The organism is Geminocystis sp. NIES-3708 (genome assembly GCF_001548095.1).
In the GTDB taxonomy this organism is placed as follows: Bacteria; Cyanobacteriota; Cyanobacteriia; order Cyanobacteriales; family Cyanobacteriaceae; genus Geminocystis.
Window position 1 is genome coordinate 2,939,005 of sequence record NZ_AP014815.1, and the last position, 19,745, is coordinate 2,958,749.

General features: G+C 31.7%; 17 protein-coding genes. 10 read left to right on the forward strand and 7 right to left on the reverse strand.

Features of this window, described 5'->3' with window-relative positions:
- Nucleotides 1-24 precede the first annotated feature (24 nt).
- The 3 genes from GM3708_RS12930 (at nucleotide 25) to GM3708_RS12940 (ending at nucleotide 4,821) form a co-directional block, all read left to right on the forward strand.
- Nucleotides 25-1,593 carry a polysaccharide biosynthesis/export family protein gene (locus GM3708_RS12930; RefSeq protein WP_231932943.1) on the forward strand — a complete coding sequence of 523 codons (1,569 nt, stop codon included), beginning with the start codon at nucleotides 25-27 and terminating at the stop codon, nucleotides 1,591-1,593.
- Nucleotides 1,594-1,625: 32 nt separating this feature from the next.
- Nucleotides 1,626-3,746: a polysaccharide biosynthesis tyrosine autokinase gene (locus GM3708_RS12935; RefSeq protein ID WP_066347726.1), complete on the forward strand. Its 2,121-nt coding sequence runs from the start codon at nucleotides 1,626-1,628 to the stop codon at nucleotides 3,744-3,746.
- A gap of 313 nt (nucleotides 3,747-4,059) precedes the next feature.
- Entirely contained in the window at nucleotides 4,060-4,821 is a 762-nt protein-coding gene (locus GM3708_RS12940; RefSeq protein ID WP_144439320.1) for a PilW family protein, read from the forward strand.
- Between the two features lie 145 nt (nucleotides 4,822-4,966).
- Here the strand turns inward: GM3708_RS12940 and xth are convergent, their stop codons facing one another.
- The gene (gene xth / locus GM3708_RS12945; RefSeq protein WP_066347738.1) at nucleotides 4,967-5,755 is read right to left on the reverse strand and encodes an exodeoxyribonuclease III; all 789 of its coding nucleotides are present in this window, start codon (nucleotides 5,753-5,755) and stop codon (nucleotides 4,967-4,969) included.
- Nucleotides 5,756-5,935: 180 nt separating this feature from the next.
- Between xth and GM3708_RS12950 the strand changes: the two genes are divergently transcribed.
- Complete coding sequence (locus GM3708_RS12950) at nucleotides 5,936-6,832, forward strand: CoB--CoM heterodisulfide reductase iron-sulfur subunit B family protein (RefSeq protein WP_066349468.1); 897 nt, start codon at nucleotides 5,936-5,938, stop codon at nucleotides 6,830-6,832.
- A 141-nt stretch (nucleotides 6,833-6,973) separates the two neighbouring features.
- On the opposite strand, the gene GM3708_RS12955 is transcribed toward GM3708_RS12950, so the two are convergent.
- Entirely contained in the window at nucleotides 6,974-7,780 is an 807-nt protein-coding gene (locus GM3708_RS12955) for a response regulator transcription factor (RefSeq protein WP_071827620.1), read from the reverse strand.
- A gap of 245 nt (nucleotides 7,781-8,025) precedes the next feature.
- On the opposite strand from GM3708_RS12955, the gene GM3708_RS12960 reads away from it, so the two are divergent.
- On the forward strand, nucleotides 8,026-9,570 hold the full coding sequence (locus tag GM3708_RS12960; RefSeq protein ID WP_066347740.1) for a Ycf66 family protein: 1,545 nt from the start codon (nucleotides 8,026-8,028) through the stop codon (nucleotides 9,568-9,570).
- Nucleotides 9,571-9,602: 32 nt separating this feature from the next.
- Here the strand turns inward: GM3708_RS12960 and cbiT are convergent, their stop codons facing one another.
- From cbiT to smpB, 3 genes are read right to left on the reverse strand one after another with little or no spacing between them, the layout of a single operon-like run.
- Nucleotides 9,603-10,199, reverse strand: coding sequence for a precorrin-6Y C5,15-methyltransferase subunit CbiT (gene cbiT, locus GM3708_RS12965; protein WP_066347743.1), 597 nt, complete (start codon nucleotides 10,197-10,199; stop codon nucleotides 9,603-9,605).
- 16 nt (nucleotides 10,200-10,215) lie between these two features.
- Nucleotides 10,216-10,545: a hypothetical protein gene (locus GM3708_RS12970; RefSeq protein ID WP_066347745.1), complete on the reverse strand. Its 330-nt coding sequence runs from the start codon at nucleotides 10,543-10,545 to the stop codon at nucleotides 10,216-10,218.
- Between the two features lie 26 nt (nucleotides 10,546-10,571).
- Entirely contained in the window at nucleotides 10,572-11,036 is a 465-nt protein-coding gene (smpB, locus tag GM3708_RS12975) for an SsrA-binding protein SmpB (RefSeq protein WP_066347748.1), read from the reverse strand.
- Between the two features lie 133 nt (nucleotides 11,037-11,169).
- Here smpB and GM3708_RS12980 point away from each other — a divergent pair, with 133 nt between their 5' ends.
- The 3 genes from GM3708_RS12980 (at nucleotide 11,170) to GM3708_RS12990 (ending at nucleotide 13,849) form a co-directional block, all read left to right on the forward strand.
- On the forward strand, nucleotides 11,170-12,024 hold the full coding sequence (locus GM3708_RS12980; RefSeq protein ID WP_066347757.1) for an alpha/beta fold hydrolase: 855 nt from the start codon (nucleotides 11,170-11,172) through the stop codon (nucleotides 12,022-12,024).
- A 94-nt stretch (nucleotides 12,025-12,118) separates the two neighbouring features.
- Nucleotides 12,119-13,057 carry a cysteine synthase A gene (cysK, locus tag GM3708_RS12985; RefSeq protein ID WP_066347758.1) on the forward strand — a complete coding sequence of 313 codons (939 nt, stop codon included), beginning with the start codon at nucleotides 12,119-12,121 and terminating at the stop codon, nucleotides 13,055-13,057.
- Nucleotides 13,058-13,159: 102 nt separating this feature from the next.
- Nucleotides 13,160-13,849, forward strand: a complete 690-nt coding sequence (locus GM3708_RS12990; RefSeq protein WP_066347761.1) for a J domain-containing protein — start codon at nucleotides 13,160-13,162, stop codon at nucleotides 13,847-13,849.
- Between the two features lie 461 nt (nucleotides 13,850-14,310).
- Here GM3708_RS12990 and mtnA read toward each other — a convergent pair whose 3' ends face one another.
- Together mtnA and patD are read right to left on the reverse strand one after the other, a co-directional pair.
- Entirely contained in the window at nucleotides 14,311-15,417 is a 1,107-nt protein-coding gene (gene mtnA / locus GM3708_RS12995) for an S-methyl-5-thioribose-1-phosphate isomerase (RefSeq protein ID WP_066347764.1), read from the reverse strand.
- Entirely contained in the window at nucleotides 15,407-15,787 is a 381-nt protein-coding gene (gene patD, locus GM3708_RS13000) for a heterocyst frequency control protein PatD (RefSeq protein ID WP_066347766.1), read from the reverse strand. Before patD ends, mtnA begins: the two co-directional genes overlap by 11 nt.
- 236 nt (nucleotides 15,788-16,023) lie before the next feature.
- On the opposite strand from patD, the gene GM3708_RS13005 reads away from it, so the two are divergent.
- Nucleotides 16,024-18,273, forward strand: coding sequence for a bifunctional (p)ppGpp synthetase/guanosine-3',5'-bis(diphosphate) 3'-pyrophosphohydrolase (locus GM3708_RS13005; RefSeq protein ID WP_066347769.1), 2,250 nt, complete (start codon nucleotides 16,024-16,026; stop codon nucleotides 18,271-18,273).
- 280 nt (nucleotides 18,274-18,553) lie between these two features.
- The gene (locus GM3708_RS13010; RefSeq protein WP_066347772.1) at nucleotides 18,554-19,720 is read left to right on the forward strand and encodes an RNA-guided endonuclease TnpB family protein; all 1,167 of its coding nucleotides are present in this window, start codon (nucleotides 18,554-18,556) and stop codon (nucleotides 19,718-19,720) included.
- The last annotated feature ends 25 nt before the right edge of the window (nucleotides 19,721-19,745 follow it).

Sequence of the window (19,745 nt, forward strand, 5' to 3'; positions counted from 1 at the left end):
TTCAATAATTAAAACGAAATTTTCATGATGTTTAAATTAATTTTTTATCAAACAATATCTATTTTTATTTTATTGAATTTTTTTTCTACTGTCTCAGCACAAGAATTAAGTCAAAGGCAGTCATTAAAGCCTTTATCTCCCACTAATAATAAAAATACTAATTATTCTGTGGCACCACAAATTAATTCTCGTCAAGAATTTCCTTATACTCTCGATGCAGGAGATGTCATTGCCTTAGATATCTTTAATGTACCTGAATATAGTAGAGAATATCAAGTATTAGTAGATGGGACTCTTAATTTACCTTTAATTAATCGTATTTCTGTTGCAGGATTAACATTAGAGGAAGTAGAGTCTATCGTTACTCAAGAATATGTTAGTAAGGGATTATTAAGAAATCCTCTTATTAGTGTCAATTTAATTGCACCTCGTCCTGTTATGGTTGCCATTGTCGGAGAAATTAGGACTCCGGGTTCTTATTCAATACCTTTTGAAGGTACTACCGATAAAGGACGAAAATTTCCTAATCTTATCAGTGCTTTACAATTAGCGAATGGCATTAATGCTTCGGCTGATCCTCGTCAAGTAAAAGTTATTCGTAACTATAAAGGACAAGAATATACGATTCCCGTCAATTTTTGGAATTTTCTTGAACAAGGTGATTTAACACAAAATATTATTTTGCGAGATGGCGATCGCATAGTAATTCCTAGTGCGGAAACAGTAGATCCTGTAGAAGTGTTGAGAATGGCGACGGCTAATTTTTCGGCGAACTTAAGTATTCCCATTACTGTTAGTATAGTTGGGGAAGTTAATCGTCCAGGTCCTTATACCTTAACAGGAGATGATGTAAGATCTGAAAATTTGGATGATAAATTAACTTTTCAGAATAATAATGTCATTCGAGATGAACAAGTTTTAGCTGGAATTCCCACTGCCACAAGAGCAATAAAAACCGCAGGAGGATTAACCGCAAAAGCAGATATTCGCAATATTGAAGTACGTCGGACTCTACCATCAGGACAAGAACAAATGTTAAAAGTAAACCTTTGGGAATTTTTGCAAACAGGAAGATTTCGAGATGATGCTTTACTACAAAATGGCGATCGTATTTTTATTCCTGCGGCAGAAACCATCGATGAGACGGAAGTACGTCAAGTAGCCGTCGCTAGTTTTTCCCCTAACCGTATTAATGTCAGTGTGGTAGGAGAAGTCAAAAATCCAGGATTAAAAGAACTACCTCCCAATGTCAGTTTACAACAAGCCTTATTACAAGCTGGAGGCTTTAATAATGTTCGAGCGAAAGAATATGTCGCTAAACTGGTACGTCTCAATGCTAATGGCACTGTAACGGAGAAATCAATTAAAGTAGATTTTTCTGCCCCTTTAAACGGAGAAAATAATCCACCTTTATTAAATAATGACATTGTATTTATTGAACGTTCAACTTTAGCAGTAGCAGCTGACGTTATATTCTCATCCGTTAATCCCCTTAATCAATTACTGAATACTATTAATCTCTTTAAATCAACTTGGGACTTATTTGATAACGATAATAATAGCAATAATAGCTCTGTTATCAGAATAGATTAAAACTTTAAATTTAATTATTATTAACAAAAATTATGGAAGAGTTACTAATATATTTTCGTATTATTCGCAAAAGATGGCTTCCTGCATCCCTCGTATTTGTAGTAGTGTTTTTATTTTTGGGTTACGAAAGATCAAAAAAAACAATTCCTCTTTATCGTGCCACTGGTACTATTGTGTTTGATCAAAAAAACCCTAGTATTACAGATCCTTTTGCGGTAGGGGAACAAAAGAAATTAAACAATGATTTAATTTTAATCAAGTCTGAATCTTTAGCTGAAAAAGTTAAAGAAGATTTAAAATTGCCTTTAGAAATAGATCATAAAAAATTGGCACAAAATTTAATCGCTGTTAATCCAGACAAAAGTGATGTTATTCAATTATCTTTTACGGATGAAGATCCAAAAAAAGCAACGGAAATTGTTAATGCTTGGATTAGAAATTATGTACAAATAGATAAAGAGCAAAAAGTTTCTCAAACCAGAGCATTGGCTAAATTTTTGGAACAACAAATTCCTGAAAGTCAAGAATCTTTAGAATATACGGCGGAAAAATTAAAAAATTTCAAACAAAATAATCGAATTTTAGATATTAATGCTGAAGCGACTTCTACTATTTCAATTATCAGTGAATTAGATAGTCAAATTGCTAATATTAATTCAGAATTAGCTTCCCAAAAATCCCGTTTAAATTCCTTAAAAAAAATCTTTCCTGTGGATTCAGAAGCCGGAATTGCTTCTAGTTTTATGAATGAATCCCCTATTGTTGGTTCTTTAGTTAAACAAATTCAAGAAATACAACTGAAAATTGAACAAGAAAAAATTCGTTTCGGAGATCAACATCCTCAAGTCATAACTTTACAAAAACAAGAAGCTGTCTTACAAGAACAGCTGAAAAATTATTCTTCCACTACTAATATTCAAGGTAATTCAGCAAACAATTCCCAAGGGATTTATCAACCCGGCTCAAATCAAAGTACACTTTTAAGCGAATATGCAGCTACTGAAAGACAAATTAAAAGTTTGGAAGCACAACTCAAATCATTAAAAGAATTAATCAATGTTTATCGACAAAGAGTTGATACTCTTCCACAGTTAGAATTTGAACAGCAACAATTACAAAGAGAACTTACAGCCCGAAGTGATGTTCTCCAAAATCTCATTAAAAATTATCAAGATGCTCAAATTGCCATCAATAACACCCAAGGAAATATTAGATCCACAGAACTCGCATCTATACCGACGGAACCTGCTATAAATCGTAGATTGACTTATTTAATACAAGGCTTCTTAGGAGGTATTTTAGCTGGTTCTGTGGTAGCTTATTTATTAGATCAACTTGATCAAAGAATTAATAACGTTGATCAAATTAAAGAATATTTTACACAACCTGTATTAGGTAAAATACCTGATTTTTATCGTCACAACAAAGATAAAGTCCAAAGTGATCTTCCTGTAAGAGATAATCCATCTTCCCCTATTAGTGAAAATTTTAGAGCACTTTATACCGGGTTGAAATTTATGGAGACAGAGGAAAAACCTTTAAAAATAATCACTATTTCCAGTTCCGTTGCCGGGGAAGGAAAATCTACTATTGCCGCTAATATGGCTATTGCCGCTTCAGGCTTAGGTACGAAAGTCTTATTGATAGAAGCAGACTTAAGGAAACCCGGACAACAAAAAATTTGGGAAGGCATAGATAAATCAGCTGGTTTAAGTGATTTATTACAGATAGAACACAATTCATCACTCTCAGAAGTTATTATTCCCCTGATGACTAATTTGGATCTTTTACCAGCTGGTAATACGAAATCAAATCCTGTAGCGTTGATTGGTTCATCACAAATGGTACATTTACTAGATGAGTTAAGCGATAAATATGATTTAATTATTCTTGATGCACCTCCTGTTAGTGTTGCCGCCGATGCTCAAATTTTAGGACGTATGAGTGATGGAATGTTAATGGTTATACGTCAAGAAAAAGCTAATACATCAATGTTAGCCAGTAGTAGTGAGTCTTTATCCCAAGCAGATGTCAATATTCTTGGTTTATTGCTTAATTGTTTTATTTCTGATAGTGATAATTATTATTACTATTACAATTATTCATATTATTACGACAAAAAAGATAAGAAGAAAAATCAATTATTTAATTAAATAAAAGAATTTTCAAATTTCATTAAATACTACTGAATAAATTTAGTTTTCGAGACTGATATATAGGTAAGAGACATTTTTTAAGTCCGATTTAAGTAAATATATTAGTAGTCATATACTAAACATGGTAAAAACATAAGTGCATATTATGTGGACATTAGGTAAATAAAGAACCATGATATTTACTCTCTAAATCGGATTTTTTTTGTTATGTCATTTAGATCACATCATATTTATTAATAATACAATATAATTGAAATTAATGTCAGTGAAATAATTTTAGCTTCAATATTTGATTATGAAATATAAAGTCATGACAACCATCTCCAAAGTTGTGGCAAATATCTCCGAAACTACATCTTTATGCGGAGGTATGACTTTAATAGATTTATTAGTGGGGATAGCCATGGGTAGTATTGTTTTAACCGCAGCTGCTAGTGGATTTATTAACCTATTAACACTAAACCAAGATATAGATTCAAAAACTGTTCGTCGTGCAGGATTAATAAAATCTTTAGCTTATATTCAGGATGAAATAAAAGGTGCAAAATACGTCACTGCAACACCAGCAACATCAGGAGGACATTGCAGTTTATCAAGTGTGGATTCTGACTATTGTTTAGTCTTAACTTACCCTGATGGTGCTCTTGAAGCTGAAGAGTGTACTGCGAATGAACCTAAAATTTATTATGGATTTCAAGATATTAGTAAAGGTAATCAAATATGGCTTAAGCCCGGTATTCTCAAAAGAAAAATTATTTGTAATGATGGCAAACAAAGAAATTGGATTGTGATTGCTGACGGATTATTAAGTAAAAAAGAAAATAATCCTGTCAGTGATTTTACTACTTATGATGATTTTTGTCGTCAAAATAGTGTTAATTGGACTAAAAGTTCAAAAGTTTACGGGGGAGATATAAAAGATCAAAAAGGAGGGTTTAGATTTTGTTTACATGAAGACGAGAATGGGAAGAGTCATTCTGAAAATCGATTAGTAAGAGTTTTTTTATATGGACATATTATTAATGGAAATCCTATTAGTGTAAGTACAGTCGTTTTTACTAGAAGTCAATAATAATTTAGCTCAATTTCTCTAAAATCATCATCATAAAATTGATTTATTTTCAGTTATATGAACAAAAAACAACATTTTTTATTAGTGATCATCTGAACTTAATATTAACTATAAATAATAAAATTATTTGAGTATTTATAGTTTCTTAAAACTCACAAATAACAGGTGCATGATCACTAGGTTGAGTTAATTTTCGAGGATTAATATCAATATAACAATTAATTGCTTTTTGATATAATTTATCTGTCAAATAAATATGATCAATACGCCAACCTCTATTTTTAGTAAAACCTCCTTGACGATAATCCCACCAAGTATAATAATTACCATCAGTAATAAATTTACGAAAAACATCCATTAATTTTAAATCTAAAACAGATTTTAAAGCATCTATTTCTAATGTCGAAGCCATAATATGATTTTCTTTTCCTTTAGGATTATAAATATCTTTCTCTTCCAAGGCAATATTAAAATCTCCACAAACTAATAGTTCTTGTGGATAATTATTCTTAAAAATAGTTAAATATTCTTTTAATATCTTTAACCATTCTAATTTATATCGATACTTTTCTGAACCTATGGAATTACCATTGGGAACGTAAAGATTAACAATTCTAATATTATTAATAACACCACTAATTACTCTTTTTTGTTCATCAAAATTATCAACAATATTTTCTGATAAAACTCCTGAAAAACCATATTTAATATCTTCTAAAGGTTGAAGACTAAAAATTGCCACTCCATTATAAGCTTTTTGCCCATAAATATAGCAATAATATCCAATGTCAGTAAAAAAATTTACGGGAAAATCAGCATCAATAACCTTTGTTTCTTGTAAACAAATTACATCAACATTATTATCAACTAACCATTGTTTTACTTGTTCTTTTCGGGTACGAATTGAGTTAACATTCCATGTAGCGATTTTCATTGATAGATTAATAATTAATTTTTAATAGCTTTAGCTTTATTAAGTTTAAGATAGGTTCACTTTCTAGTAAAGGTTTTTATGTATCTTCTGTAAATAAATGCAACAAAATTAGTTCGTTTTTTGGATTTTTATAGAGATAATAGAAATAATATCAGTCAACACTGTGAAGGTATTTTGATTATGCTTCGTTATGCTTATTTTCCTGGATGTGTCGCTCAAGGAGCTTGTAAAGAGCTACATACTTCTACTACAGCTATTAGTAAAGCCTTAGGCATTGAATTAATTGAACTAAAAAAAGCCGCTTGTTGTGGCTCTGGTACTTACAAAGAAGATTCTCAGCTATTAGAAGACACCGTTAACGCTCGAAATATTGCTTTGGCAGAATCTCTCAATTTACCTCTTTTAACTCACTGTAGCACTTGTCAAGGAGTTATTGGTCATGTAGATGAAAGATTGAAAGACGCACAAGAAAACAATCCTGAATACCTAGATAAAGTTAATAATTTTTTAGTGAAAGAAAATTGCTCACCCTATCAAGGCACAACAGAAATAAAACATATTCTATGGGCATTAGTGGGAGATTATGGATTAGAGGCATTAAAAACCAAGGTAATTAAGCCATTAACAGGTATAAAATGTGCTTCTTTTTACGGTTGTTATTTATTACGTGCACAAAAAAATTTACCTTTTGATAATCCTTTAAATCCTCAATCTTTAGAAAGTGTTTTTACCACTCTCGGAGCAACTCCGATTTATTATGAAGGTAGGAGTAAATGTTGTGGTTGGCCTTTATCCAGTTATGCCACAAAGCAATCTTTTCAAATGGCAGGAAAAAATTTATTAGATGCCATTAATAATGGTGCTGATTGTATAGTAACACCTTGTCCTCTTTGTCACTTAAATTTAGATTCTCGACAACCAGAGGTTGCTAAAGTTATTAATCAAAAGTTAGATATTCCTATCCTACATTTACCGCAATTAGTGGGTTTAGCATTAGGAATTAAACCCAACAAATTAGGCTTGAATAATCATGTTGTTTCTACAAAAAAAATTCTCGATAAATTAAAAATTAACTAGGTAATAGAGAGATTTAAGAAAAAACTAAAAAATACTTAATTGTTAATTGTTAATTAAACATCTTCCATAACTGTAATTGAGGAGAGCTTAAACTATTACAACGAAAGAAGATGAAAATCTTTTTTTGAAAAACTCTATTATTTATTTGACCATCAATTTTTCTGCCATGACTCGACCATTAGAGATATATTGATTGTCATGAAGATTATTCTGTGATAAATTATTTTTGTGAATACAATTCTCCTGATATTGAGTTTTATTTTGACGTTGTAATACTTCCAAATTAAAACGATAGCCGACGTTACGTACAGTTTGAATTAAATTAGGTTGGCGAGGATCAAGTTCTATTTTTTTACGTAATGATAGCACATGTGTATCAATAGTTCTCTGATTTTCAATGGCTTCAGGCCATGCTCTACGCAATAATTCAGGACGACTTAATGGTGTTCCTTGAGCTTGACTTAAGACATATAATAAGCTAAACTCTTGAGGTGTCAAATCGATAAATTCTCCTCTAAATTCCACTCTTCTTTGCACTAAATCAATTTTTAAGTCTCCAAAGTCTAAAATAAGAGGTGCATTGTTAACACGAAAACGTCTTAGCAAAGATTCTACCCTGCCTAAAAATTCTTGCATCCCGAAAGGTTTTTTCAGATAATCATCAGCACCTGCTTTTAAACCTTTGACAACATCTTTTTCTGTTATTTTTGCTGATAACATTAATATCAATGGTTGATGTGATTGATATAACCATTGACAAAATTCTATACCGTCACCATCAGGTAAATCCGAGTCTAAAATAACCAGAGTCGGAGGATGAGTTACTAGATTATTTCTTGCTTGTTGAATAGTACCATATTGATGGGTAATATAGCCCACTTGTTGTAAGTGCCATCCCAACAGCGATCGTAAATTAGAATTCCCTTCAATTATAGATATATAAATCACTTTAGCAATACCAATATCTTGAATCTTTAATACCTAAGCATAACGAATCAATTGTCAAGAAACTGTTACATAGAATACTTATATTAATTAACAATAAAATCAGATTTTGCGAAAAAGTTTTTGATAAAGATAACTCCTAAGAAATAGAAGAAACTATTGATAAAACGAATTTCGATCATAACATTTGAGCTTAATTTAACACTATAATAATCATAAGAAATAAATAAATCGAAGGAAAACAGGCAATGTTGGCTTACTTTCTCGCCACTCTTATGGCTACTATTAGTTTAACACTATATCTAAATGCTTTTATTAGTCCGAAAATTCATCGACAGGATGATTTCTTGTGGAGTGGTTTGGGATTATTTTATGCCCTAACTCTTTGGGTTTGTGCAGGTAGAATAACTGGGGCAGTTTTATTAGGACAATTAGCAATTATATCAGTAGCGATCTCATTTATTTGGGAAAATCGCCAACTAAGAAAAACTATTACGGCTGATTCAGAATCTAATCAAATTTTAGAAGGAGTTTCACTGTTAAGTTTGATAATAGTTTCTTTTGGTAAGCTGTCTCAATTAATTCAGAAAAAATCATCTGTTACTAATAAAGCCAAAATTGATAAGCCTGTTACCAACAAAGAAAAAACTGATATTGTTAAGGAAAATCTAGTAAAGAATAGTGAAAATAAAACTTCTGGTGAGATAAAAACCGAATCTAACTCTATTGTCGAAGAAATTGTTAGTGATATAGATAACTCTCAAAAAATAGAGCATATCATCGAAGAAATTGTAAATGATAGCTTAACAGAAGAATCTCCACAGAAAGAAAATATTATTGAAGAAATTGTTATTCAAGAGATAAAAGAAGAAGAAAATATCAATCAATCACTAGATTTATCTTTAAATAACTCAAAAACAGAGGATGATGATTTTGATGTGGATTCTTTAGGATTAGCACAATCTCCGTCGGAAAACAAACCTTCATCTTCAACAAAGACAAATATTCTAACTAAATTTTTAGGATTTTTTCGCAAATCATCTCCTCAAAAAATTTCTCAATCCGAAGAAGTTATTTCTCCGTCAACATCTTCAGAAGATATAGATTTAAAAGAAGAAATATTAGAAATTGATTCTAAAACTACTGCCATAGAAGTGGAAGATGCTATCGATAATTTTGATTTAGCGGAATCTAATAATATTTCTGAAGAAAACAAAACTACTGCTGAAATATTGCCAGAAACTATCACAGCACAAACACAAGAAATTATAGAAACATCTATAGAAATTGTAACATCAGAAACGGAAATTATAGTTGATAGTATCTTAGAATCTGAAAATCAGGAAGAAGAAGTTGATTTATCTGCAGATTTAGAATCTGAAAATCAGGAAGAAGAAATTGATTTATCTACCGATTTAGAATCTGAAAATCAGGAAGAAAAAATTGATTTATCCGCCAATTTAGAGTCTGAAAATCAAGAAGAAAAAATTGATTTATCCGCCAATTTAGAGTCTGAAAATCAAGAAGAAAAAATTGATTTATCCGCCAATTTAGAGTCTGAAAATCAAGAAGAAGAAATTGATTTATCTACCGATTTAGAATCCAAAGAAATGAACTCTGAAAATATTTCTCAAAAAGATATTATCGAAACTTTAGATGATTTAGATTTATTAATGGAAACGGAAGAAAATATTAACTTAAATGTAGAATCCTATTCTCCAGAAAACAATCAAAATCCTATAGATGAATTAGATAGTCTTTTCGAAGATGAGATTCAAAATTCACAAGATTAGAAAATTTTAAACAAAATGCAAGATTTAACGATTTAGTCTCCTAGTTTTTCACCGCTTAAAATAAAGACAGGTGCTATGGCTGCAAATATTTGACTTAATCCTCTTGTTTCTAAACGATTAATGGAAGACTGAACTACTTCTACATTACGAGCTTGTAACTGTGATAATCCTTCGGAAATGTAATAAAGATTCTCTAAATTACCAGCCATCGCTACAACTCTTCCTTGTAAGGGTAAATAATCCCATATTTGTCGTAAAATTTCTTTAACAGATTTACCCCCACCAATGACAACTCGATCAGGTTTTGGGGTTAAACTGTCAAAACAATCGGGGGCATTTCCTTCAATTACTTGCACATTCTTAACACCAAACAGTTGACAATTTTTTCTAATTAGATTAGCCACATCAGGATCTCTTTCAATGGCGATAATTGTCGTTTTAGGACAAAGTAAACCAATTTCAATGGAAATAGTACCTGTACCTGCACCTATATCCCAAATAACTGATTTTTCTTCTAATCTTAATCCTGATAATATTAATAATCTAACTTCTCTTTTGGTTAAAGGAATGCCGGGTAAACGCTCAAAAAGTTCATCAGGAATACCGGGAGTTTTATATTGCCAATTCATATTTCTTGTTGATTATTTACTTACGTTGACTTAAATTTTGACTCCAAAGCTGAGAAATGAGAATTAAACAAATAAAAAAATAGGTAGTAGTAATAATTCCGTTAAAATAAAGTAGCCTGATAGAAAGCAGATCAGATGTAATCGAACCTCCTACCCACAAGGTACTATAAGTAATTAGCCAAGCCATGCCTAATCGTAAAGAAAGACGGCTAGTTTTTTTTTGTTGTTGATTAAGATTATGAGGAAAATATTTCAGATGAATTAAAGCCCAAACAGGTCCAAATATGGGCATTAAGTATAATGATAGTTGAAATTTATCCAGATTCTGTTCTCTATTTTCACCCATGTCAGTTAATCATTGTGATAATTAAATTAAAATCTTTTCATCGCCCTAGCCATTTCTCTTTGATCTTCTCTACGTTTAACGGTTTCTCGTTTATCATGAAGTTTTTTACCCCTGCCTAATCCTAAACTTATTTTAACCCAATGACCTTTAAGATACATTTTTAAGGGAATTAAAGTTAAACCTTGTTGTTCTAGTAAACCAATTAGTTTATTAATTTCTTTTTTGTGTAACAATAATTTACGATTACGGCGAGGCTCATGATTGAAATATTTACCACTGATTTCATAGGGAGAAATATGCACATTACTTAACCATGCTTCTCCGTTACGAATTAAAGCATAACCATCTCTTAAGTTAACTTTACCCATCCGAATAGATTTCACCTCTGTGCCAGTTAACTCGATTCCAGCTTCGTAGGTTTCTAAAATTTCGTATAAATATCTTGCTTGACGGTTATCACTGACAATTTTTACGGGTAGTTTTTCAATCATGGAAAGGTAAATTTTAACGGACAATTCTTATATGATAACTTACCTTATTTCATAATTGGAGCTATAATCCACCTTCTAAAAATAAATGGATACAATAAATGATTAATTACTGTTCATCATCAACTATTAAATTATGACGCTCAAGGAAAAAGGAAAAGTTAACATTAGAGGAGTAAATCATTATTATGAGTGGATTCGACAACCTTTACAAAATCATAATCCTAAACCTGTAATGGTTTTTATTCATGGCTGGGGAGGTTCTTGTCGATACTGGCGCACTACTGCTAAGGCGATCGCTAATGACTATGATTGTTTATTATACGATATGCGCGGTTTTGGACAATCAAAAGAAAATAAAGCGATAAATATTGGTTATGAGTTAGAAGATTATGCCCAAGATTTATTGATCTTATTAGACACTCTTAATATTGATAAAATTTATTTTAATGCTCATTCTATGGGGGCATCGATTGGTTTAATATTGCTTAATTTAGTACCTGAAAGAATTTATAAAGCAATTTTAACCTGTAATGGAATTTTTTCTTATAATGCTCTAGCTTTTTCTACTTTTCATCAAGTAGGTGGTTACGTGGTTAAATTTAGATATAATTGGTTTTTAAAAGTACCTTTTGCTGATAAAATGTTCATGGCTAGATTCTTATATCAGCCGATTCCAAAAGATATGAGTATTGCTTTTTTAGAAGATTTTTTATTAGCTGATTATAATGCCGCTTTAAATACTATTTACTCATCAGTAAGTAAAAAAGCAGTTGATATTATGCCTCAAGAATTCGCAAAAATAAAAGTAAAAACTTTGTTGATTTCAGGAGAAAAAGATCAGATAATTCCTGCTTCTATGGGAAAAGCGGCTGCGGTTTTAAATACTGATAATATTGACTATGTAGAAATTCCTAAAACTGGACATTTTCCTATGTTAGAAGATGAAAATAATTATTTAACTACCATCCAAAATTTTCTGCACAACTAAAAATATTCGATCAATAAAAAATTTTAATTAGTAATATTAATATTGATAAAATATAATCAAGAACAGTAAATAAAATCATTTTTTGAATTACATAATGAAAATTGCAAATAATATCACTGAATTAGTAGGAAAAACACCTTTAATTAAACTTAATCGTATTTCTCAAGAAGAAAATTGTTTTGCTGAAATTGTTGTTAAATTAGAGGGCATGAATCCTTCTGCTTCCGTAAAAGATCGTATTGGGGTTAATATGATTAATGCGGCAGAAAAAGCTGGTTTAATTACTCCCCAAAAAACTGTGTTAGTTGAGCCTACTTCTGGTAATACAGGCATCGCTTTAGCTATGGCAGCAGCGGCAAAAGGTTATGAGTTAATCTTAACTATGCCAGAAACCATGAGTGAAGAAAGACGGGCAATGTTACGTGCCTATGGTGCAAAATTAGAATTAACTCCCGGTAGCGAAGGTATGAAAGGTTGTATTCAACGGGCTAAAGAAATTGTGAATACTATTCCTGATGCTTATATGTTGCAACAATTCCAGAATCCTGCTAATCCTCAAATTCATTATCAAACTACAGCACAAGAAATTTGGGAAGATACCGATGGAAATATTGATTTTTTGGTGGCTGGTGTTGGTACCGGTGGTACAATTACGGGTATTGCTGAGTTTATTAAACCGAAAAAAACTACTTTTAAAGCGATCGCCATTGAACCTAAAAATAGTCCAGTATTATCAGGCGGAAAACCTGGACCCCATAAAATACAAGGTATTGGAGCTGGTTTTATTCCCGAAGTATTAAATATAGATTTAATTGATGAAATTATAACAGTTACAGATGAAGAAGCCATCATCTATGCCAGAAGATTAGCACGAGAAGAAGGTATTTTATCAGGTATTTCTACTGGTGCAGCTTTAGCTGGAGCGATAAAATTAGCTCAAAGAGTAGAAAATAAAGATAAACTAATTGTGATGATTCAACCGAGCTTTGGAGAACGATACTTAAGTACTGCTTTATTTAAAGATTTTAAGTAAAAAAGACATCCAAGTTTACTGATGAAGCTAGACAATATAAAAGTTTCATCGATTTTTTATTAAAATTAAAAGATGCAAGTTAGATGAATTTCAGCTTAATCAATGAATTATTACGAAATTTTACAAATAGAAATTAATGCTTCGGCAACAGAAATAAAACAAGCTTATCGACGTTTAGTTAAAGAATTTCATCCTGATAGTAACCATAAAAATGCTAATCATGATCTAATTATAAAACTCAATGCCGCTTATGAAGTTCTGAGTGATGCAAAAAATCGTCATATTTATGATCAAAAATTAAATCAACAATTTGTTAATGCTGTTAATTACAGACAAAATAACAGTGAAAATATATCAGCATATTATCAACAAAATAGACAACAACAAAAACAACGAGATTTTTCTCAATTTCAATGGTTAAAAGAGATTTATCTTCCTGTTAATTATTTAATTTCTAAAATTATTTTACCATTAGAAAAAGAAATTGAAGATTTATCAGCTGATGTATTTGATGATAATTTAATGTTAATTTTTACAAACTATTTAAACAACTGTTATCAAGATTTTAATAAAGCTAGAAATATTTTAGCATCTCAACCTAATCCCAGTTTATATGCTGGTATTGCCGCTAATCTTTATTATGGATTAAATCATATTAGTGATGGCATTGAAGAGTTAGAAAGATTTACAATAACTTATGATGACTATTATTTACACACTGGTAGAGAATTGTTTAATTTAGCAGAAGAAATTAATCAAGAGGCGGCACAAATGATGGAAAGATTTATTTAATAATGAGATTTTTAGGTTCATCATTACTGCTTTTCAAATAGTTTAGTTTTTCTGTAAAGAGTTATAGTTAATTAAAATAACACTGAGACAGTTATAAAAAATATGCAGGATAAACAATGCTCACAAATCAAGGTTTTTGAGAATTTTTAATATTATTAAACTTTTTCATTCTTATTTAAAATGACTATATAGCTTAGATAATATGTTTTTATAGACTAGGTAATAATAAAGTATCTCAAAAGAAATAATTAACCATATACGTAATAATGTAAGTCAAAAAGATAAAAACGTGGAGGAGTTCTCTCCCTAAGCCGAAGGCGATAATGTTTTTATACTTTTTTCTAAGTTTCTATTTCAATATTTTCTTCCATTATAAGACAGTCTTAATAAGAAACTTTAATAAATAATTTTTCATAATTTTGAGTGAAATTCCCCTCTTTTGTTAAGAGGAGTTAGAAAGATTAAAATTTCTCAGGAAATAAACTTCTAATACCTTCTTCCGAAGCCTTACAGATTCCCCTCTCAGTGATTAATCCCGTCACATATTTAGCAGGAGTGATATCAAAACCGTAGTTGATAGCCGAAGTAGTTTCAGGACAAATTAAAACAGATTTTATCTCCCCATCAACCTTGCCTTGTATGTATTTTACTTCATTTTGATCTCGTGTTTCGATCGAAATTTCTTTTATACCATCCGCAATGGAACAATCTAAAGTAGAAGAAGGTAAGGCAACATAAAAGGGGATATTATTATCATAAGCCGCCAATGCTTTAAGATATGTGCCAATTTTATTCGCTACATCACCATTACGAGTAGTTCGATCAGTTCCAACTATAACCATATCCACCATGCCATGTTGCATTAAATGCCCTCCAGTGTTGTCAGTAATCAAAGTATGGGGGATACCTTGTTGATTTAACTCAAAGGCGGTCAAATTTGCACCTTGATTACGAGGGCGAGTTTCATCAACCCACACATGAATATCAATTTCTGCTTGTTGTGCCTGATACATAGGAGAAGTTGCTGTACCCCAATCGATAGTTGCTAACCAACCGGCGTTACAATGAGTGAGGATATTAACGGTTTTACCTTGTTTCGACTCGGCAATTTTTTTGATAAGAAATAGCCCATATTCCCCTATTTTAAAGCAAATCTCAATATCTTCTTTTTTAATTTCATTGGCTTTTTGTAAAGCAATATTGATTTTTTCCTCAACACTTTTGCCCTGATGAATTACTCTTAGCATCTCATTGATTGCCCAAACTAAATTAACCGCTGTAGGGCGAGTTTGAGCTAATTTCCTAGCTATTTCTTCTATATATATATCAGGGTTAGATTCTTTTTGTGCTTCCAGACAAGCTAAATATAAACCATAGGCGGCGGTAACACCAATTAAAGGAGCACCTCTTACTACCATTTCTTTGATAGCAAAAATAGCGGCATCAGTATTTTGAATGTTAAATATTTTAATTTCATGGGGAAATAATCTTTGATCAAAAACTTGTATTAATTTCTCGTTATTTTCATTTATCCAAATGCTTTGATGATGTTTGCCGTCAATTTTCATTGCTTAAGGTAATCTGTATTAAATAGTTTTCTGTTAATTTTATAGTATCATTTAGACGTTGTTTAATCGTTAAAAAACAAGTATGTTTAGTATTAACTTGTTTCGCTGATTGATAAAATAAAAAATCTGTTTTTAAAAGCCGTATATAACGATAAGTTTCTGTTTGCCAAGATTGAAATAAAAATTGTTCACTTATTTCTAAATTGCCACTATCAACAGTCATAATTTTTGTTTGTAAATAGTCTTGAATTTGATGCCATTGATTTTTAACGATCTTAAAATTATCTTTTTCATCACAGAATAATTTTTCTAAACTTTTCAGTAATTCTAACCAACTTAACAATTCTTGTCGATGTGATTTTGGTAACATTTTGGTTAAATTGAGTTAAAATTTAATTAAGAGATTAACTATTACTAATATCCCCCTAGATGTGAGAGCAAATGAAAGAAAGCATTGCAGTAGGGGTAATTCTTCTATCAATGGAAATAGAATTCAAGGTTTCCTTGAGGAGATGATTTTAGTTTCTGAAATTGTTTGTACTTGATCATAACCGTCAAGAATTATAACTGAATAATATTCAATTTATCCATTTTTACCCCAAATTTATGAATACCACCACCATCATTCCTGAAATTAAACCAGTCAAAAAATTACATATTCCGAATTGGTTAAATAATTGTTTAATTAGTGACCAAAACGATCCTTATAATAGCCTAATATGTAGAGCATTTCAATTTGCTTATTCTTTACATGAAGGACAATATCGTAAATCAGGTGAACCTTATATCGCTCATCCTGTAGCTGTTGCAGAGTTATTAAGAGATTTGGGTGGAGATGCAGAAATGATTGCTGCAGGTTTTTTACATGATGTGGTAGAAGATACGGATATTACTCCCGATGAAATTGAAACTCTTTTTGGTGCAAATGTACGCCAGTTAGTAGAAGCGGTGACAAAGTTATCTAAATTTAACTTTTCTAGTAAAACCGAAAGACAAGCAGAAAATTTTCGGCGAATGTTTGTCGCCATGGCTCAAGATATTCGAGTGATCGTGGTAAAATTGGCGGATAGATTACACAATATGCGCACCCTTGATTTTTTAGCCCCAGAAAAACAGCGTTTAATTGCGGAGGAGACCAAAGAAATTTTTGCACCTTTAGCTAATCGTCTTGGTATTTGGCATTTTAAGTGGGAGTTAGAGGATTTATCTTTCAAATATCTCAACCCTATTGCTTACAATAGCATTAAAAACTTGGTTTCAGAAAGAAGAAAAGATAGAGAAGCTAGAATTGAAAATGTAACAGCTATTGTTAATCGTCGTCTGGCAAGTTTAGGCATTCATCCAGTAGAAGTTAAGGGCAGACCAAAACACCTTTATGGAATATACCATAAAATGGAACGTCAAAATAAGGAATTTGATCAAATTTATGACATTGCCGCAGTAAGAATTATCGTTAATACCAATGATGAATGTTATCGAGCTTTAGCTGTAGTTCATGATGCCTTTCGTCCAATTCCGGGTAGATTTAAAGATTACATCGGTTTACCTAAGCCTAATTTATATCAATCTTTACATACCACTGTGGTTAATTCTAATGGAAGACCTTTAGAAATACAAATTCGGACTCTTGAAATGCACTATATTGCTGAATATGGTATCGCCGCCCATTGGAAATATAAAGAAGCGGGGAATTCTAATAACACTCATTTATCCAGTGATGAAGAAAAATTTACATGGTTACGACAATTACTAGATTGGCAAAAAGATTTAAAAGATGCACAGGAATATGTAGATAACCTCAGAGAAAATTTGTTCGATGATGATGTTTATGGCTTTACTCCCAAAGGTGAAGTTATCCCTTTAACTAGAGGTGCAACAGTGGTGGATTTTGCTTATCGCATTCATAGTGAGGTAGGCAATCGCATGAAAGGTGCAAGAATTAATGGTAAATGGTGTCCTCTCGATCAACCAATTAAAAATGGCGATATAGTGGAGATTGTTACTAGCAATAATAGTCATCCTAGTCTTGATTGGCTAAATTATGCTGTAACTCCTAGTGCAAAAAATCGTATCCGTCAATGGTATAAAAGATCCCACCGTGATGAAAATATCGCTAGAGGTAGGGAATTATTAGAGAAAGAATTAGGCAAAAATGGCTTAGAATCTTTGTTAAAATCTGATACCATGCAAAAAGTAGCACAAAAATGTAATTTTGTCAAGGTAGATGATTTATTAGCATCACTAGGTTATGGAGAAGTAACCTGTATGCAAATTATTAATCGTTTACGAGAAGAAAATAAGCTACAACAACCAGAAAAATCAGAAATAAAACATGACGGAGAAACTCCTTTACCCACTACCGCTACAAAAACCTATAAGGAAATAAATGGAAATAAATATCCTATTTGTGGAATAGAAGGACTAATGTATCATATCGCTGGATGTTGTCGCCCCTTACCAGGAGAAAATATCATCGGAGTTGTTACTCATGTTCGAGGTATTTCTATTCATCACCACGATTGCCCTAATTTAGCGACTATACCAGGTGAGCGTTTAATTCCTGTTAGTTGGAATTCTTGTGATGTTAAAAGTCGTAATGCTACTTATCCAGTGGATATTGTTATCGAAACTCTTGATCGTGTCGGTATTCTACGAGATATTTTAGGAAGATTAACAGATCAAAATATTAATGTTAGTAATGCTGGAGTAAAAACAGATTTTGGTAAACCTGCCTTAATTTCTCTAACCATTGATGTGCAAGATTCTACCCAATTTCAATACGTGATTAATCAAATCAAAAATATGAGTGATGTTTTAAACATCCGTCGTATTAGCGAAGTTTCTAGTATTAACTAAGATGTAATAAAAAAGTTTTTTGGTGAGAGTAGAAGATAAAAGACAGAAAACAGAAGATAGTAGCAAGAATTGACTAAACTTAATACTAATTCTTTGCTTTTATCTCTCCAATTATTTATTAATTTAGGATTCTTACAATGACTTCGCATAAAGCCCATCGCCTTTAGGCATGGGATGTATTGCGACACCCTTCAGGGTGCGTGAAGAAATTAAATCCTAAGTTTTATACACACTGCTTAAGAAAAGTATTAAGATAATTTTGTTAAGGCAAATTTAAGTCATGGAAGTAACTCGCACAATTAAGCTGAAATTTAAAAATCTCAATAAATGCAAAGCAGATATCTTTGTAGAGATGACGGCTGAAAGTACGAGAGTTGCTAATGAATTATTAGCTATACCATATATGGAAAGAAGAAACATGACAACGGCAAAAGTTGTTTCTTCGTTAAAATCTGCCCTCTTAAATCAGGTAATTCGGCATACTTGCTCTGCTACTGGAAGAAAAGCAAAACATTATAATGTTTTGCCGCCTGAAATCAACAAACAAAATTGGAAGTTGATGAAGGTTGGTGACACCTTTTCTCTATCATTCCCTACTGTTCAAGGAGAGAAAAGAGTTCCAGTAGAAGTAGCTTCCCGTCACTGGCAATACATCTTAGATGGTATTTTGTTAGGGGAGATAAGCTATGGGTCATTTAAACTTATCTGTCACAAGAATAAGTGGTATGCCTATGTGTCTATAACGGAGGATGTTCCAGAAGTAAAGGCACAGAAAAGGTTAGGTGTGGATAGAGGACAGAATCAAATTGCTGTAGTGGCTGGTTCTAAAGGATTCGGCAAGTTTTATTCAGGAAGAGAAGTAAAACATCGCAGACGCTATTTCCAAAAACGTAGAGAGGAATTGCAAAAAGCAAAAAAATTCCGTGCTTTAAAAAAATGGAATAAAAAAGAGCGTAGATGGATGGAAGCTATTAATCATACTGTTTCTTGTAGAATAGTGCGCTTTGCAGAATATCATCAAGCCGATGTAGTTATTGAAGACTTGGAAAGTTGCCGTAAAACTATGAAACAAAGAAAGAAAGATCGCTCAAATATGGGTCAATCTCGTCATAGTTGGGCTTTCTATTCTTTAGAACAAAAGTTAGATTATAAGTTGTCTTTAAAAGGATTAAGGATGTTAAAACGTCCTGCTCCTTATACTTCTAAAAGCTGTTCTAAATGTGGAGTATTGGGAAACAGAAAAGGGCATCATTTTAACTGTCCCAATGGACACTATAGCAACTCAGACTTAAATGCTTCGAGAAACCTAGCTCAATATGATGGTTTCTCTTGTCAGCTAGACCTAAAGAAAGCTGATTCTGTAATAGATTCAGTGGGTCTAGTTGATGCGGTACTTGGCAATCCGCCTAACTCTATGAAGCAGTTGCCCTTCGGGGTAAATGTGTAAATGGGAGAATCCCACGTATAAATGA

Bases quoted from the DNA above. Each gene is read 5' to 3' on its own strand.
- GM3708_RS12980 (WP_066347757.1), top strand. From the start codon at position 11,170: ATGACGCTCAAGGAAAAAGGAAAAGTTAACATTAGAGGAGTAAATCAT.
- GM3708_RS12935 (WP_066347726.1), top strand. From the start codon at position 1,626: ATGGAAGAGTTACTAATATATTTTCGTATTATTCGCAAAAGATGGCTT.
- patD (WP_066347766.1), bottom strand. From the start codon at position 15,787: ATGTTACCAAAATCACATCGACAAGAATTGTTAAGTTGGTTAGAATTA.
- xth (WP_066347738.1), bottom strand. From the start codon at position 5,755: ATGAAAATCGCTACATGGAATGTTAACTCAATTCGTACCCGAAAAGAA.
- cysK (WP_066347758.1), top strand. From the start codon at position 12,119: ATGAAAATTGCAAATAATATCACTGAATTAGTAGGAAAAACACCTTTA.
- GM3708_RS12970 (WP_066347745.1), bottom strand. From the start codon at position 10,545: ATGGGTGAAAATAGAGAACAGAATCTGGATAAATTTCAACTATCATTA.
- GM3708_RS13005 (WP_066347769.1), top strand. From the start codon at position 16,024: ATGAATACCACCACCATCATTCCTGAAATTAAACCAGTCAAAAAATTA.
- cbiT (WP_066347743.1), bottom strand. From the start codon at position 10,199: ATGAATTGGCAATATAAAACTCCCGGTATTCCTGATGAACTTTTTGAG.
- GM3708_RS12930 (WP_231932943.1), top strand. From the start codon at position 25: ATGATGTTTAAATTAATTTTTTATCAAACAATATCTATTTTTATTTTA.
- GM3708_RS12960 (WP_066347740.1), top strand. From the start codon at position 8,026: ATGTTGGCTTACTTTCTCGCCACTCTTATGGCTACTATTAGTTTAACA.
- GM3708_RS13010 (WP_066347772.1), top strand. From the start codon at position 18,554: ATGGAAGTAACTCGCACAATTAAGCTGAAATTTAAAAATCTCAATAAA.
- GM3708_RS12990 (WP_066347761.1), top strand. From the start codon at position 13,160: ATGAATTATTACGAAATTTTACAAATAGAAATTAATGCTTCGGCAACA.
- GM3708_RS12940 (WP_144439320.1), top strand. From the start codon at position 4,060: ATGACAACCATCTCCAAAGTTGTGGCAAATATCTCCGAAACTACATCT.
- smpB (WP_066347748.1), bottom strand. From the start codon at position 11,036: ATGATTGAAAAACTACCCGTAAAAATTGTCAGTGATAACCGTCAAGCA.
- GM3708_RS12950 (WP_066349468.1), top strand. From the start codon at position 5,936: ATGCTTCGTTATGCTTATTTTCCTGGATGTGTCGCTCAAGGAGCTTGT.
- mtnA (WP_066347764.1), bottom strand. From the start codon at position 15,417: ATGAAAATTGACGGCAAACATCATCAAAGCATTTGGATAAATGAAAAT.